A 15,991-nucleotide genomic window follows, 5' to 3' on the forward strand; every position below is an offset into this window, starting at 1 on the left:
CCGTATTTTATAAGGCGGAATACCTTGTAGATACATTGTGACAGCTTCAATTTGTACTTCTTTTGAAAACATAGTAAAACCCCGTAAGTTTTGGAAATTACTCCAACTTACGGGGTTCAGTTCACCTCAGCTTTTTAATCAATTAGTTTATGTTCCACATGAAACATTTTATAGTAATTAGTTACTCGATTACATCTAGTTCATAGTTTTTAAAGTAGTACTTGCGGTCTTTTTCGCCAATTGGGCGAACTGCTTTACAAGGTGAGCCATAAGCAACAACATTGGCACCAATATCACGAGTAACGACACTGCCAGCGCCGATGACAGAGTTATCTCCGATAGTAACATCCGGCAAGATTTGAACGCCCGAACCAATCCAAACGTTTTTTCCGATGTAGACGGGAAAGTTATAAACAAAGTTATGCTCACGTAGAATAGGTAATACTGGATGACCAGCGGTAGAAATGATGACGTTGGGGGCAATCATTGTGTGATTGCCAATGTAAATATCCACATCATCAACCAAGCAAAGATTGAGGTTAATGTAGCCCCCGCACCGATATGCACGTTTTTACCACCCCAATTTGCATGTAATGGCGTTTCAATATGACAATCTGGACCGATTTCACTGAACATTTGCTTGGCCAGACGTTTTTTTTGTCTAATTCGGTTGGGCGCGTTTGATTATAGTCGTATAGTAATTCCAGATATTCAGCCTGCTTTCCCATCAGTGTGGGGTCATCATAATGATAAGGCAGTGAGTTGGCTTTTCTTTTTTATTATTCATTTTAAAATTCCAATCTGAAACGGGCTTATTTCTGCTAAAATACAATGATTTGATTTAGTTGATTGGCTTTGTATAGGTTATATAATACTTGTTATTAAGCGGATTTTATATGATAATTCCAACTAAAAATATGAATATTTGGTTTTAAAAAGTGAGGTGAACACATGCGACAAACCTTAGTGATTTTACCCCTATTTTGTGAAAGCATTGGCTATGATTGGCAACAAGATGTAGTGGCCCGTCCCGAGGGTCATCAATATTATCATTGGTTACAAACGGATAGTGGCGGGGGGAATGATAGAGGTTGATGGTGAAAGAATGTCATTGCCTGCACATAGTGGCATACTAATTGCGCATCAATATTATCCAAAAAATGCGGGAGGTGTTCCTAGTGATTGGAAAACTAGCTTTATTGTTTTTTCAGGAACGCTGGCTGCTGAGTTAGGTGCATTTTTAGGACTTGATCACTATCTTTATTTACCGAATTTATCGAATAACCTATGTTATTTTTTGAAGGCAAATTATGATAAGTTTGAAAGTGATGAGCTACAAGAAACGTTCATGCAATCAACCCTTATTTATGATTTTTTGATGTATATGAAAAAAGACAGTTATCGACCTAAACCTCATATGAATGATCTTAGCATGTTAACAAGAATTAGAGACTATATACAACAACATTATGATGAGCCCTTAACTAATGAAACGTTGACAAACATTAGTGGGTACTCGACATCCTATCAAAATAAGATATTCCGCCAACAATATGGTATGACGCCATTAGCGTATTTAGCAAATATCAATTAAAAATGGCCAATAGTATGTTGATGTTGCAACCAGAGGAGCAGGTACAAACAGTTGCGGACAATTGTGGGTATCATGACATTTCACATTTTATTCAGGCGTTTAAAGGTGAAACTGGGTTTACCCCGTTGCAGTTTAAGAAGCAATTTTTGGGGCAAAATTAAAAGGAGATTGGGACAAAACGGTTGTCTCAATCTCCTTTTGTTTAAAATAAGCCTGTAGCTTTTACAGCATAAACGCGTTCTGAAAGACTGAAGATGTAAGGTAAGATAATTTACGTCATTCCTGTACGGCTCAAAATGACGCAAACTACGTTACAACCAGTTTTAAAGCGCCTTTTGTCTCGTTTTAAATTTATTGATAAACTTTTTTCAGATTATCCAAATCTTGCGTAGATAGGGTTGTTTTACCTTGATCAACTGGATACATCACTGAATCTTTATTTTGCGTATGATCTAGGCCAAGCGCATGGCCAATCTCATGAATTGCGGCCGATAATCTAGCCGGGTAAGCGGTGTTAAGCGTCGCTTTACCGTGATTATAATCAGAGCTGACTAAGCCATATTGTGAATAGATTTTTGGACCACCAACACCTAGCTCTTGCATATTATTTTCATCACTGACGGTTTTATTGTAGATACCGAGACGCAAGGTGTTTTTTGAATCATCTTGTTCCTCGGCAGTTAGTTTTACAATCCCTGTTTGATTGTAGACATCAATGGCTTGTAAAAAGATTTGGCGAGTCGCTTCTGGCACATCATCATCAAAATAGTATCTGTATGTATTTGATAATTCTTTATCAACAACGATTGATTCTAAACCAGATGCTGACTTTGATTCAGAGCTTTGCGTATCTGAATGGGTTTCAGTTTTACTGTCGACTAAAAAGGGAATTTTTTCTGACCAGTTTTTTAAGTCAACGGTTAGTGTGGTGAGTTGATTATTGATTTGTTGGATAACCGTGGGGGTTGTTGCCCAATTGTAGACAAGGACGGCGGCAATAATTAAAAAAATACTTTTTAAGAATTTCAATGTGGACTCCTTTCTAGTGGTGTTTAGTTGATGCTTCTTAAGCTATGTTACATAATAACATACCAAATTAAGGGTTACCTTATAGTGAAGAGATTTTGAAACTAAAGAGGTTGGGACAAAACAACGGTCCCAACCTCTTTGTGTTAAGAATGACGCAAATCACGTTATACACCAGCTTCAGAGCGACTTTTGTCTCACTCTCATGTATTTCGTATTAACTATAGAAAAGCTTTAAATTAATGTCCTGATTATAATTCCCAAATCCTTTACCAAATAAAGTACAGCCACCTTGGTTCTCAGAATCCGTTTTGATTGCAAAACGAATTTTAAATGTTTGTCGAGAAATATCAAGATCAGACAAAGAGATAGAGGTAAATGGTTGACCGTCTAAATATGTGCCATGGTTCGTGATGCGCAGAATTTTCTGTATACCATATTGATTAACGTTGTCTGGCACCCATTCAGGGGTGTACTTACCACGGATATCGGAAAAATCACCAGGACTTGTCCAAGTACCAATCTCAACATCATTGATGTAGAACGTAATGTCTGATGGCCAGACATTATTTGAAAATGGAAATTCCGAACCTAATTCTACAGACATATCTAACATTTCAAGATGTTCATTTTTTTCTAAAAAGTTAGGTGATTGATATTCAATGAAGCCATTAGAAAACCAAATCATCCCAGCATAAATTCGTTGTGGATCCATAAAATAGGCGGGATTGTCTACTTTACCGATGTAGGCATCTTGTCCTGCTAAACCACAAGAGGGTTCCACGGAAAAATCTGTGTATTGTCCAACGGGAATGTTGGTTTCATGAATATCAAAAGATGGATAAATGCGCTCTGGAAATCTGACCGATATATTATCCACTTTTAACATAGAAAGTTTATTATGACCGTCTTTTGCAAAAGCAATAATACCCGCATCTGCTAAAGTTTGCAGATGCTTGAGCGTAATCGTTGTGCTAATGCCAAGATGATCAGCAATATCGCGAACATTAAGCTTCTCATGAGATAAAATTTGAATAATTTTTAAGCGCATTGGATTTGCAAGTGCTTTATAAACGGGTAATGAATTTTCAGAAATATCTAGTTGCATGGGCGAACTCCTCGAATAATGAAAACGTTGTTTGTTTATTAAACAATAACATAAATGTTTCTTTTGAGTGAATAAAAAAACTTATTTAGGGTTCTTACATTAACAAATACATTATTTATAACATGAAATTAGCAGAAAAGATTAACAAAAAGGTATTGAAAGCGCTTGCAACGTGATTTAAAATAAACGTGTTGAGAAATAAATCACATAATAAAAAGGTGGTAAAAAATGGCTAATAATTATATCAACCCGTTAATTATTCAACGGGCTGATCCATATATTTATAAACACACAGACGGGTATTACTATTTTACTGCATCTGTCCCTGCCTATAATTTAATCGAAATTCGCCGTGCGAAAACAATTAATGGATTAGCACATGCGATGCCAAGGACTGTTTGGCGTAAACATGACCAGGGTGAAATGAGTCAATTGATTTGGGCGCCAGAAATACATTATATTAATAACAAATGGTATATCTATTTTGCTGCGACAGATACAACTGAGTTCGATGAATTAGGTATGTTTACTCATCGCATGTATTGCATTGCATGTGATAACGACGACCCAATGGTAGGTGAAGAGGTCTGGCATGAAAAAGGACAAATTGTGACTGATAAGGACACTTTTAGTTTAGATGCGACGACCTTTACTCATAATGACAAGCTCTATTATGTTTGGGCGCAAAAAGATAAAGGAATTAAGGGGAATTCTAATCTATACATTGCTGAAATGAGCAATCCGTGGACGCTTAAAACGCAACCAGTCATGCTTTCAAAACCGGAATTTGATTGGGAAACAAAAATCTTTTCCGTGAACGAAGGACCAGCCGTCTTGAAACGAAATGGAAAAATTTTTATTACCTTTTCTGGTTCGGCAACTGACGAAAATTATGCGATGGGGATGCTATGGATAGATGATAGCGAAGATGTATTGGATGCAGATAAATGGCACAAACTTGACCATGCTATTTTCCAATCAGATATGGACAATGGCCTATACGGTCCCGGACATAATTCATTTACCGTCGCAGAAGATGGTGAAACAGATTTATTAGTTTATCACGTACGAAATTACTTAGATATTAAGGGTGATCCACTATACGATCCTAATCGCCATACGATGGTTCAGCCGTTTACCTGGAATAGAGATGGTTTTCCAGAATTTGGTAAGCCAGTACCGTTTTCATTTGATTAGAAAATACAGAGGGGAGTAATAACATGAGCAACATGGTAAAAGAAAGTCGCCATTTTTGGGGATTTGCGCTTTCAGAATTTAGTTATTTCTTTGTTTGGGCCATAACCTATGGATTCCTGACACTATGGCTAGAGAAAGTTGCTAACGTAACTGGTGCACAGGCAGGAGTTATCTTTTCATTGATGGCAGGTATGTCGTTAGTGTTCCAACCTATCTTTGGCGTTGTTTCTGATAAGTTAGTCTTTAGAAAGAACTTATTGTTAACAATTTCGATTGCGGCAATTTTAACCGGACCATATTTCCAATGGTTGTTTATGCCACTTTTCAACATTAGCCAATTCTAGTATCTGTGATTACAGGTGTCTTCTTGGCCTTTGTTTTAAATGGTGGTGTTTCAGTTATTGAGCAATATGTTGAACGTGCTTCAATAGCAAATAAGTTTGAATATGGTCATGCTCGCATGGGTGGATCAGTTGCCGGTGTCGTTGCTGCGATTGTAGCAGGTCGTTTAATTCTGTGGGAACCAAATTCAATTTGGTGGGCGACATCAGCAGCAGCCGTAATTTTGACATTATTATTGGTATTTTCAACTAAGATAAATTTTGAAAATGCTGCAGCAGTTATGGGTGATAATAAAGATGACAAGATGACCAAAAAAGATATCTTCTCGATCTTTAAATTACGTAACTTTTGGATTTTAGCTTTGTTCTATATGGGTGCTTCGGCTTTATTTGATGTTTTTGATCAACAATTTATTGTTTTCTTCAAAACTTTTTTTGAAACAGATGCACAAGGGACCATGGTTTATTCGTACATGGCTTCTGCTCAAACTGCATTAGAATTGGTTCTGATGATTCCAATGCCTTATATTATCAACAAGATTGGTGCCCGTAATGGATTGATTATTTATGGATTCTTAACTTGTATACGAATCGTTGGTTCGGCATTATCACCTTCATGGATCTGGATCGTGTTCTTCCGTTTGTTGGCTGGACTTGAAATGCCATTATTGCTTGTGTCAATTATGAAGTACATTGCCGAAGCATTTGATATTCGTTTGTATGCAATCATTTATGCTTTAGCATCAAATTTTGCTAAGCAAATCTCTGTGTTCATTTTCTCTTCTGCTGCTGGATCAATGTATGATTCAATTGGATATCAACATACGTATCTTATCTTAGGTGGTATCGTGTTTGTGATTACATTGATTGCAGCTACTTTCCTTGAAAAAGGGCAGAAATTGACCACGGTTAAGCATTCTGATGATGTTGCCGAAGAATGACACTGTATATGAACAAACGTTATAAATATTTATTTTTCAATAATTGTTTAGAGGGGGAAATATGAAAGCAACGTTATCGGTTGATCTAACGAATCAAATTTCAGAAATTGATCCCAGATTGTGGGGTTCCTTTACGGAACATCTTGGACGCAGTGTTTATGAAGGTATTTATCAACCTAATCATGAAACGGCTGACGAAGATGGCTTTCGAAAAGATGTTATTGAAGCAGTGAAGAAGTTGAAAGTACCGCTTATTCGTTATCCAGGTGGAAATTTTGTGTCTGGTTATAATTGGCAAGATGGTATTGGCCCTAAAGATGAACGGCCAGTGCGCCTTGATTTAGCTTGGCGTAGTTTGGAAACTAATCAATTTGGTCTGCATGAATTTATTAAATGGTGTAAAAAGGTTAATGCTGCCCCTGATATGGCGGTAAATCTTGGTACACGAGGAATTGATGAAGCACGAAATTTAGTTGAGTACTGTAATTTTCCCAAAGGTACGTATTGGAGTGATTTACGGCGTAAGAATGGTGCTGAAGAGCCTTTTAATATTAAAGTTTGGTCAGTTGGAAACGAGATGGATGGTGATTGGCAAATTGGGCATCAAACGGCACATGAATATGGTCGTTTAGTTCATGAAACTGCCAAAGCCATGCGTTTGGTTGATCCGAGTGTTGAGTTAGTTGCTTGTGGAAGCTCAAATCATCAAAATGAAACCTATGGTAGCTGGGAAGAAACGGTTTTAGATAACGCGTATGATGATGTCGATTATTTATCTTTGCATCAATATTATGATAATTATGAAGATGACTTGTCAGAGTTCCTAGGTAAATCAGTTGATTTTGATAATTTTATTTCAGAAGTTATTGCCATTAGCGATGCTGTGAAAGCCCGTAAACATAGTCATAAGCAAATTAACTTAGCTTTTGATGAGTGGAATGTATGGTATCACTCAGTAGGAGCAGATGACGAGCAAGAACCATGGACGCAAGCACCTCATTTGTTGGAAGATCATTATGATTTTGAAGATGCGTTATTGGTAGGAAGCTTAGCGATTACGCTATTGAAGCATGCTGATCGAGTTAAAATTGGTTGTTTGGCACAATTGGTTAATGTGATTGCGCCGATTATGACGAATACTGATGGATCACCATCTGTTTGGTATCAAACAATTTTCTACCCATTTATGCAAGTATCAAATTACGGTCAAGGGATTGCCTTAACACCAAAACAAACGGTACCAACGTATCAAGCAAAAGAATATGAGGTACCTTACGTAGATTCGATCGCTGTTTATAATCCAGAGACAGCAGAAGTAGTTGTTTTCATTGTTAATAAGGCAAGTGAACAAACGGCATTCACTTTGGACATAGATAGTGCGAAACTGGGTGAAGTTGTTGCAGCAACACAATTTGCTGGCTATGATATTCATCAAACGAATGAAGACCAATCTATGAATCTACAAGATTTGAAGGATGTCAATATCGTTGGCAACCAAGTTAATGCACAACTAGAACCACTTTCTTGGAATATGATCCGTATTAAGGCTGAGGCATAACCTGCATGTAATTTTGCCTGGATCCTTTTAAAACTTAAAAAGAAGAATATAGATATTTTATAATCATAAAACAATAAAAAGAAGATAAACCTAAATGAAAGTAGTTAAGGTTTATCTTCTTTTTAGTTATCGTTTTAAAAGGTGACAGTAAACAAGTTAAGTAGTTATAGAGACTCTTAGTGTTTCATGTAAGAAGAAATAGCGATGAAAATAATATCAATAATGATAATTAGAAGTAGGAATATAATCAGGCGTGCGTGTTTTTTCATTGGTTAGTCTCCTCTTTGTAAATCGTTAAATTTTTTTCTATATGAGTCTAGGTTTCGGGTAATTGGTATTTCGGGGTCAAAATTACTACCGTCGAGAAATTTTTTAGCATAAGCTTTTCTGTATTCTGATGGCGTTAATGATGTATTCTGTTTAAAGCTTTTCATAAAGCGCTTATCATCAGAATAGTAAGATAAACTAGCAACTTGTTTGATAGACAATTTTGTACGCAATAAAAGTTCCTGGGCTCGCTTGAGTTTGAGCTGATTAATATATTGAATAACTGTTAAATCAGTTTCGTTTTTAAATATACGGACGAGATAATGTGTATTTAGATTAAAGGAATTAGCGACATCACTTACTTTGAGGCTGCCTGTAAGATTGGCTTTGATCCAATTTTTTATTTCTTCAACGCGCTCGGCTTTAAACGAAGTAGACGTATCTTGAATTTGTTTATAGAATTGCTCGGATAATTCAATAAGGAGCGTCGTTAAGATATAATCCGTGGACATGGGCGTAAAATAATTACTTTGAGATACATCTAGTATTTCGTTGGCTAAAACAAAAATTTGTGCCATATCATCCACTTTAAATTGAATGGGTAAGACAATTTGGTCAGTTTTAAATACGTTCTGTGATAAGCAGCTCGTATGATCTTCTAGCTCAATTGTTTCGAATTGTGGGGCTTTTACAAAAAAATGGAACCAAAAATATTCAGTATCAGCGGGAGATTCTTTATATCCTTCTAAATGATGATAGGGTGGTAAGGTGAAAATTTCATTTTCATGTATATCATATAATTTGTCATCAATTTTTAAATGAAGTACTCCTTTGATAATGATGATGACTTCAAAATTGCCATCATGGTACATATATTTATGTTTCCAATGTTCTTTTGTGTGAAATTTACCAGAAGATATGTGCAAAACTGGTTCATTCACAGGAAGGCAAGATATTGTATACATAGTATTAACCTCATCTGTTACGTTGTGTAAAGACCATTTATTAAATAGATGATAAAATGACACCTTTCGTATAGAATACACCATTTATCAAAATTGTGAAAGCGATTACAATAAATGGTGTAATTGATAAATAATTATAACTTTTAAAAATTAGAAGGGTGGAAATATTTTGAGTACATTCATTGTAGAGACTGAAACGGCTAAATTAGGATTTGAAATTTTAGAAAATAATAAGATTGTTTTGGTGACTGTTAATTCTAACGATTTATCAGAATCTGATTTAGAACTAAAAAAACATATGACGTTAACAGAGATTCAAATTACAGGAAAGAATTTCCATCACAAGGGGCTTAGTTTTGTTGATACTAATCCAGGCAGGGATTTACAGTATGTTGATCATGCGGTTCATGAGAATGCAGCCGGTAAATTAGTGATTATTCAACAGGTTGATGCTGATAAACAAATCGCAGTCACTAATTATTATCAACTATATCGAAATACAGCGATTATCAAATCATGGGTCGATGTAAAAAATATTGGTCAGGAAGACTTGGGCGTTGAATATGTTTCTTCTTTTGCATTAACTGGTATTAATCAAGCTGATGATTTGAACGGGAATTATTCTGAGGATAATGTATTTTATTTACCACATAATAATTGGACTGCTGAAGCACAGTGGAAATCAGAAACCTTAAAGTCGGCAGGGTTAGATTACTGGGTAGATGGTGAAAAAGGTCAGGCATCTACAAAACGGATAAGCATTACTAATAATTCATCATGGTCGGCATCAGAATATTCACCAAATGGTATTTTAGTTAATACAAAAACGAAGCAAAGTGCAATTTGGCAGATTGAAAACAATGGTGCTTGGCACTATGAATTAAGTGATATTGGTAAGGGTGATTTATTGACCATTCGTTTATCTGGTCCTGAGGAATTAGATAATCATTGGTGGAAAAATCTAAAACCTGATGAAACATTTACGACTGCACAAGTTGCGTTTGGACAAATGATGGGCGATGCAGAAGATGCAATCGATGAAATGACAATCTATCGTCGCAATATCCGGCGTGATAATGTTGATAATGAAAAATTACCAGTAATTTTTAATGATTATATGAATGGCTTATCAGGCGATCCAACGACTGATAAAGAGATTCCCTTAATTGATGCAGCTAAAAAAGTAGGGACTGAGTATTTCGTCATTGACTGTGGTTGGTATGCACCTGGATACTGGTGGGATAGTGTTGGTGAATGGCAACCATCTGAAGAACGCTTTCCAGGTGGTATTGAAAAACTCATTCAATATATCAAAGATCAAGGGATGACACCTGGACTATGGTTAGAGATTGAGGTTGTTGGTATCAATTCACCATTAGCTAATAAATTGCCAGATGAATGGTTCTTTACGCGTCATGGTAAGAGAGTGGTTGATGCAGACCGTTACCATCTTGATTTCACAAATAAAGACGTTCGAAAGTTTGCTGATGAGGTGGTTGACCGCTTAGTAAAACAGTACGGTGTCGGTTATATTAAGATGGATTATAATATTACAACTGGTATTGGAACGGAACAAAATGCTGATAGTTATGGGGATGGATTATTGGCGCACAACAGAGCCTATTTGCAGTGGATTGACACAGTCTTTGAACGTTATCCTGATTTAGTTATTGAAAATTGCGGTAGTGGTGGTATGCGTCATGATTATGCCATGTTACAACGACACAGTATTCAATCGATGACTGACCAAACGGATTATGTACGAAATGGTAATATTGCATCCGTTGGTGCTTCTGTTGTTTCGCCTGAGCAATGCGCTATTTGGTCATATCCTCTGAAGTCGGGGGATGATGAAGAAGTTATTTTTAATATGGTTAATACGATGTTAGTCCGTATTCATCAAAGTGGTTTGCTGAATGAAGTAACAGGTCATCGTTTAGAACTTGTTAAAGAAGGCATTGCTACCTATAAAACGTATCGTGAAAAAATCCCTGAAATGTTGCCTATTTGGCCAGAGGGGTTAGGACAATTAGATGATGGGTGGTTTAGCTATGGCTTAAAGGGTGAGCATGAATTATATCTGGCTGTATGGCGTGGAAATTCTACTTCGTCAACTTACCAGTTAAATCTGGAGAAATATGGTGATGTAGATAAAGTTGAGCAAATTTATCCATCCGATGAATCTAATAGTACGTTTACGTATGATAGTACATCAATACATCTTTCATTTGAGCAGCAAAAAATAGCACGCTTATATCATGTGACTTTAAAATAAATAATTAAATAATGACAAATAGTGATGAATTTTCTTTGTGAACATTCGTCACTATTTTTATTGATAAACGTGATTATTATCTAAATATTACTTAAAAATAAAGTGTACTTTTTGCCACCAAATCTATACTTTGCGACGTTGTAACCGCTTTCCTTAGGTCTTATTATAAGAATGTGCACAGATATATTGAATCGATTCTGTTTATCGAACATTTTGGATATTATAGGAAACAAGAGAGAAAATAAAATGGTAGAAAAGAATATTAATAATCCCGATCTTGTTAAATATCCCAAGGGATCAACTAGAGAAAAAGTTGGGATTCTAGAGCGGGGTAGTTACGCGAATCTTGATTTTGCGGGACAATTGGTTGCGACTATTGTAAATAGTTATTTAATGTATTTCTTCACCGATGTCGCGATGATTTCAGCTGCTGCAACAGGAACAATTTTAATGGTTGCGCGCTTCGTTGATGCAATTGCTGCACCAGTTTGGGGAACGTTAATTGATATGACGCATAGTAAGCATGGGAAAGCCCGGCCATATTTCCTTTGGCTAGCTATTCCTTATGCTGCTAGTGGTATCCTATTATTCTGGGCACCAAGCTTAAGTATGACCGGTAGGATTTGGTACTGTGCGATCGTCTATATGATTTACGGCATTCTCTATTTGGGAATTAACGCACCTGTTACGACAGTGTTACCATTAATTTCATCTAAGCCAAAAGAACGTGTTGTTCTGAATTCTTGGCGAATGGCCGGATCAAATATTGGTGTCTTTGTTGTTAATTCATTAACGTTGCCTTTGGTTGCTTTTTTCGGACAAGGAAATGATGTTCTCGGATTTAGAATTTTTGTTGTTATTTTTGCAATTTTGAATGTACTAGGTACGCTATATTCGTTCTATCATGTTCGTGAACGTGTTGTTGTACCAAATAGTCAAAAGGTTAACCTAGCACAAAGTATCCATGCAATGAAAGGAAATTGGCCTTGGTTCATTATTGTTGCAGGTAACTTCTTGTTCTGGGTCGCACAACAAGGAAGACAACAATCTATGGTTTATTACTTTACGTACTATTTCCATAGTAAAGATATGGTTACTTTGTTTAATTCAATTGCGATTATCCAAGTACTAGGAGTTATTTCAATTCCATTCTTGAACAAAATTCTATCAAAAAGTAATATATGGGCGCTAGGACTTGCATTAGCTGTCGCTGGACAAGTTATCATTACTATATCAGGATTAAATGTAGCAGGTGTTATAACTGGATGGCTACTTGCAAATATTGGATCAGGTATTGCTGTTTCAATGCCATTCGCTATGTTAGGTTCATCTGTTGATTATGGTGAATGGAAGAATGGCATTAATGCTGCTGGAATTTTGACAACAGTGGGTTCAGCATTCTGTATGTCAATGGGAATGGGATTCGCTGGTGCCTTGAATGGTAAAATCATGGCAGCCTTTGGTTATGTGGCAGGTCAGTCACAAACGCTAAATGCACTTACTGGAATTAAGATTTCATTTAATTGGGTAACAATCATTGTGTATGGATTGGCCATTATTCCAGCTCTTATGTACAAAAAGTATGAAAATATGGAGTCAACAATTACTGACGAATTAGCAAAGACTCGTGAGTAAAGCTAATCTTAGAAACTAAACTTAGAAAGAAATATAAACTTAAAAAAGTAAAAACAGATAGGCAATTGAAGCCTATCTGTTTTTGTATAAACTGGACATTTTGACACTAAATATATACTCCTTGACATTGTAACCGCTTTCTTTTTGCAATATTATGAAATTGTACACAAGTAAAATTATATATTCATGAAGCTTATAAAGTAGATGAAATGTTAGAGGTGAAAACTAATGAAAGACTTTAGAACATTTGCAACTGTACCTCCAAAGGGATGGAACAGCTGGGATAGCTATGGTGCTTCGGTTCGTGAAGAAGAAATAAAGCAGAATGCGGACTATATGAGTGAGCATTTGAAAGAGTTTGGCTGGGAGTATATAACAGTTGATATTCAATGGTATGAGCCAACTGCTAATTCATCCAAATATCATGATTTTGCAAACTTGGTCATGGACAAGTATGCAAGGCTATTGCCTGATGAAAAAAGATTCCCTTCAGCTAGCGATGGTAGAGGATTTAAACCACTTGCTGATTATGTACATAATTTGGGTCTAAAATTTGGTATTCACATTATGCGTGGTATACCAAGGCAGGCAGTGTATGAAGACTTGCCGATTAAAGGAACAGCAAAAACAGCTAAGGATGTTGCGTTAAATAATATTTGTCCTTGGAATTCAGATATGTATGGTGTCGATGTTGAGTTATCAGAAGGACAAGCATATTATGACTCTATCATTGAACTCTATGCTAGTTGGGGCGTTGATTTTATAAAGTGTGATGATATCGCAAATTCTGTGATATATAATGGCACGCATAAAAAAGAAATTGAGGCTTTACGACAAGCAATTGATAAAAGTGGACGTGATATGGTGTTGTCATTATCGCCCGGACCAGCGCCATTGGATAATGGTTCGTTTCTACAGCGTAATGCAAATATGTGGCGTATCACAGATGATTTCTGGGATCAGTGGTCACTATTGTTGAATATGTTTGATCGAGCTGAAAGGTGGTCAGCCTTATCAAGGCCAGGAACTTGGCCAGATTGTGACATGTTACCACTGGGACATATTGGTATTCGTTCAGTTGATGGGCCTGGAGGCAATCGCCAAACACGATTTACAAAGGCTGAACAAAGAACAATGATGTCACTTTGGTCAATGATGCAATCACCATTAATTATGGGTGGTGAATTAACAGACTTAGATGAATGGACAAAATCACTCTTAACGAATGCGGAATTACTAAAGATGGATAATAACATATCTGAAAAATATCAAACGTACAGAGATAATAATAAAATTGTTTGGTACAGTAAGAGTAAGGAAAATGACTATTATGCTATATTCAATATATCTGACAAGGTTATTGAATTAAGTAATGAGGAGCTTAACGAGCTAAATGTTCCTAATGCTGGATATGAAATTTGGCAAGAAAAAGACGTTAACTTGTCAGATCTTAAGGTGATTAAAATAGATTCACATGATGTTTTTTTGCTAAAAGTGTAGCGCCAGCGATAGTGGTTTTTAAAAAGTTTAAATGCATAAAATCCCAGATAATTATAGCCTGTGAGCCGGTAATTATCTGGGATTTTTACCTTTAAGCATGAGTAAGAGCTGAGTCGTTCAATGTTTTACCTTTAGTATAATTAGCTTCGCGTTCGTTTTGGGGCATCATACTGCCACCAGTTGCCCAAACGATATGAGTTGCGTTAGGAGAATTGAAGGTAGGCATATTGTTGATTGTCGGTGCGATACCAGTAAAGCCAGCTGCAGCAGAAGGTTCAACTGTAATATCTTGTGTATCTTGTAGTAGGGCGACGTATCGGTAAATGTCTTCATCAAGGAAAGTGACACTGCCAAATAGTAACGTGCGCATAACCTTACCAGCTAAGCGTGACGGGCGACCAACTGCCAGACCGTCAGCTGCAGTTAGACCATCCAAGCCAATATCATAAACTGAGATGTGGTTATTGAGTTTTGTCATCATGCCAAGCGTTACAGAAGGTACATGGGTCGGTTCGCAGAAAATTGCGTGAACATGTGGACCTAAGATAGCCTTTAGTCCGAAAGTCACACCACTAGGGCTACCACCAACGCCGGCTGGTAGGTATACGATAACAGGATGTTCTTGATCAACTTTAATTTGTTGTTCCTTTAGTTGTTTCTGTAAGCGTACGGCTGCAACGGCATAACCTAAAAATAAATCGTTAGATCCTTCATCATCGACAAAGTGAATACTAGGGTCTAATGCAGCATCAGCACGAGCTTTTGGAATGATTGCTGAAAAGTTAGTATTAAATTCTTTAACTGTTACGCCATTCTCGCGTAGTTTATCTTTTTTCCATTGACGAGCATCGTGTGACATATAAACGGTGGTTTTAAAACCAAATGTGGCTGCCATAATCCCAACACTTAATGCCAAATTGCCAGTTGAAGCAACAATGACGCCGTATTTAGAAAATAACTGATGAAATTCAGTAGAAGCTAACGCGGCATAATTATCTGTGTTAGCTAACCTACCATTGGAGATGGCGATTTCTTCAGCAAATTTTAGAACTTCATAGATGCCACCACGAGATTTAATTGAGCCTGAAATTGGTAATTGATTATCAGCTTTTAAAAACAAATGACCAGCTAGTTTCTGCTGTGTTTGATGTTCCCAAGATTTATGCATGTTCTTTAATGGTATTAAGGGTGATTCGATAATACCATTTGTAGCAGCAGTTTCCGGGAAAACTTTGGCTAAGTAAGGGGCAAAACGTTCTAAACGAGCGGTAGCATCAAAAATGTCAGCTTTTGAAAACGGCAGGTCAGCTGTCTGGTTATAGTCGGGATTACGCCAAAAAGTCGGCTTTGTGGTGATTAAATCTTGAATTTGTGGATAGTCTGTTGTTAGCGTTTCTAAGTTCATGTACCAGTCATCCTTTCGTCTTTAAATTTAAAATTATTATAGCGCAATCGGGTGGTAACTATACCAATTATGTCAGCTAAAGCGACACGCAATCGGTTTGCTTTGTCGTCCAGTATTAAAAAAGCGCTAGGTTATTCTCATTTATTATTGTAGAATTATGATAATCTGATGAAAATGAA

Annotated in this window: 12 protein-coding genes and 2 pseudogenes; 9 read left to right on the top strand and 5 right to left on the bottom strand. The window is 36.6% G+C overall.

What is annotated here, in order from left to right; genetic code table 11:
- Positions 1–181: 181 nt before the first annotated feature.
- Positions 182–728: pseudogene (locus NGR58_RS06500) on the bottom strand (sugar O-acetyltransferase).
- 223 nt (positions 729–951) lie between these two features.
- On the opposite strand from NGR58_RS06500, the gene NGR58_RS06505 reads away from it, so the two are divergent.
- Genes NGR58_RS06505 through NGR58_RS10285 form a run of 3 tightly spaced genes read left to right on the top strand, consistent with a single transcriptional unit; the run spans position 952 to position 1,755 of the window.
- Entirely contained in the window at positions 952–1,095 is a 144-nt protein-coding gene (locus tag NGR58_RS06505; RefSeq protein ID WP_258088786.1) for a hypothetical protein, read from the top strand.
- Positions 1,082–1,594 carry an AraC family transcriptional regulator gene (locus tag NGR58_RS06510; RefSeq protein ID WP_258088787.1) on the top strand — a complete coding sequence of 171 codons (513 nt, stop codon included), beginning with the start codon at positions 1,082–1,084 and terminating at the stop codon, positions 1,592–1,594. The genes NGR58_RS06505 and NGR58_RS06510 overlap by 14 nt, the downstream gene beginning before the upstream one ends.
- A 20-nt stretch (positions 1,595–1,614) precedes the next feature.
- On the top strand, positions 1,615–1,755 hold the full coding sequence (locus NGR58_RS10285) for a helix-turn-helix domain-containing protein (protein ID WP_407077150.1): 141 nt from the start codon (positions 1,615–1,617) through the stop codon (positions 1,753–1,755).
- A gap of 190 nt (positions 1,756–1,945) precedes the next feature.
- Here the strand turns inward: NGR58_RS10285 and NGR58_RS06515 are convergent, their stop codons facing one another.
- A complete protein-coding gene (locus NGR58_RS06515; RefSeq protein WP_258088788.1) occupies positions 1,946–2,623 on the bottom strand; it encodes a matrixin family metalloprotease in 678 nt (225 codons plus the stop codon).
- Between the two features lie 214 nt (positions 2,624–2,837).
- A complete protein-coding gene (locus NGR58_RS06520; RefSeq protein WP_258088789.1) occupies positions 2,838–3,728 on the bottom strand; it encodes an ArsR/SmtB family transcription factor in 891 nt (296 codons plus the stop codon).
- A 228-nt stretch (positions 3,729–3,956) separates the two neighbouring features.
- On the opposite strand from NGR58_RS06520, the gene NGR58_RS06525 reads away from it, so the two are divergent.
- The 3 genes and pseudogenes from NGR58_RS06525 (at position 3,957) to arfA (ending at position 7,765) form a co-directional block, all read left to right on the top strand.
- On the top strand, positions 3,957–4,925 hold the full coding sequence (locus NGR58_RS06525; protein WP_258088790.1) for a glycoside hydrolase family 43 protein: 969 nt from the start codon (positions 3,957–3,959) through the stop codon (positions 4,923–4,925).
- Positions 4,926–4,948: 23 nt separating this feature from the next.
- A pseudogene (locus tag NGR58_RS06530) lies at positions 4,949–6,207 on the top strand (oligosaccharide MFS transporter).
- Between the two features lie 61 nt (positions 6,208–6,268).
- Positions 6,269–7,765, top strand: coding sequence for an arabinosylfuranosidase ArfA (arfA, locus tag NGR58_RS06535; RefSeq protein WP_258088791.1), 1,497 nt, complete (start codon positions 6,269–6,271; stop codon positions 7,763–7,765).
- Positions 7,766–8,037: 272 nt separating this feature from the next.
- Here arfA and NGR58_RS06540 read toward each other — a convergent pair whose 3' ends face one another.
- Positions 8,038–8,997 (bottom strand): helix-turn-helix domain-containing protein, encoded by a 960-nt coding sequence (locus NGR58_RS06540; RefSeq protein WP_258088792.1) that lies wholly within the window; start codon positions 8,995–8,997, stop codon positions 8,038–8,040.
- Positions 8,998–9,166: 169 nt separating this feature from the next.
- Between NGR58_RS06540 and NGR58_RS06545 the strand changes: the two genes are divergently transcribed.
- The 3 genes from NGR58_RS06545 (at position 9,167) to NGR58_RS06555 (ending at position 14,407) form a co-directional block, all read left to right on the top strand.
- Positions 9,167–11,272 (top strand): glycoside hydrolase family 36 protein, encoded by a 2,106-nt coding sequence (locus NGR58_RS06545; RefSeq protein WP_258088793.1) that lies wholly within the window; start codon positions 9,167–9,169, stop codon positions 11,270–11,272.
- 246 nt (positions 11,273–11,518) lie between these two features.
- Entirely contained in the window at positions 11,519–12,907 is a 1,389-nt protein-coding gene (locus tag NGR58_RS06550) for an MFS transporter (protein WP_258088794.1), read from the top strand.
- A 228-nt stretch (positions 12,908–13,135) separates the two neighbouring features.
- Positions 13,136–14,407 carry a glycoside hydrolase family 27 protein gene (locus NGR58_RS06555; protein WP_258088795.1) on the top strand — a complete coding sequence of 424 codons (1,272 nt, stop codon included), beginning with the start codon at positions 13,136–13,138 and terminating at the stop codon, positions 14,405–14,407.
- Positions 14,408–14,498: 91 nt separating this feature from the next.
- Here the strand turns inward: NGR58_RS06555 and NGR58_RS06560 are convergent, their stop codons facing one another.
- Positions 14,499–15,812, bottom strand: coding sequence for a D-serine ammonia-lyase (locus tag NGR58_RS06560; protein ID WP_258088796.1), 1,314 nt, complete (start codon positions 15,810–15,812; stop codon positions 14,499–14,501).
- Between the last annotated feature and the right edge of the window lie 179 nt (positions 15,813–15,991).

It is taken from the genome of Weissella fangxianensis (assembly GCF_024718545.1).
Lineage (GTDB): Bacteria > Bacillota > Bacilli > Lactobacillales > Lactobacillaceae > Weissella > Weissella fangxianensis.

Excerpts from the sequence above, each read along its gene's own strand:
- NGR58_RS06505 (WP_258088786.1), top strand. The coding sequence starts at position 952 with ATGCGACAAACCTTAGTGATTTTACCCCTATTTTGTGAAAGCATTGGC.
- NGR58_RS06510 (WP_258088787.1), top strand. The coding sequence starts at position 1,082 with ATGATAGAGGTTGATGGTGAAAGAATGTCATTGCCTGCACATAGTGGC.
- NGR58_RS10285 (WP_407077150.1), top strand. The coding sequence starts at position 1,615 with ATGTTGCAACCAGAGGAGCAGGTACAAACAGTTGCGGACAATTGTGGG.
- NGR58_RS06520 (WP_258088789.1), bottom strand. The coding sequence starts at position 3,728 with ATGCAACTAGATATTTCTGAAAATTCATTACCCGTTTATAAAGCACTT.
- NGR58_RS06525 (WP_258088790.1), top strand. The coding sequence starts at position 3,957 with ATGGCTAATAATTATATCAACCCGTTAATTATTCAACGGGCTGATCCA.
- arfA (WP_258088791.1), top strand. The coding sequence starts at position 6,269 with ATGAAAGCAACGTTATCGGTTGATCTAACGAATCAAATTTCAGAAATT.
- NGR58_RS06540 (WP_258088792.1), bottom strand. The coding sequence starts at position 8,997 with ATGTATACAATATCTTGCCTTCCTGTGAATGAACCAGTTTTGCACATA.
- NGR58_RS06550 (WP_258088794.1), top strand. The coding sequence starts at position 11,519 with ATGGTAGAAAAGAATATTAATAATCCCGATCTTGTTAAATATCCCAAG.
- NGR58_RS06555 (WP_258088795.1), top strand. The coding sequence starts at position 13,136 with ATGAAAGACTTTAGAACATTTGCAACTGTACCTCCAAAGGGATGGAAC.
- NGR58_RS06560 (WP_258088796.1), bottom strand. The coding sequence starts at position 15,812 with ATGAACTTAGAAACGCTAACAACAGACTATCCACAAATTCAAGATTTA.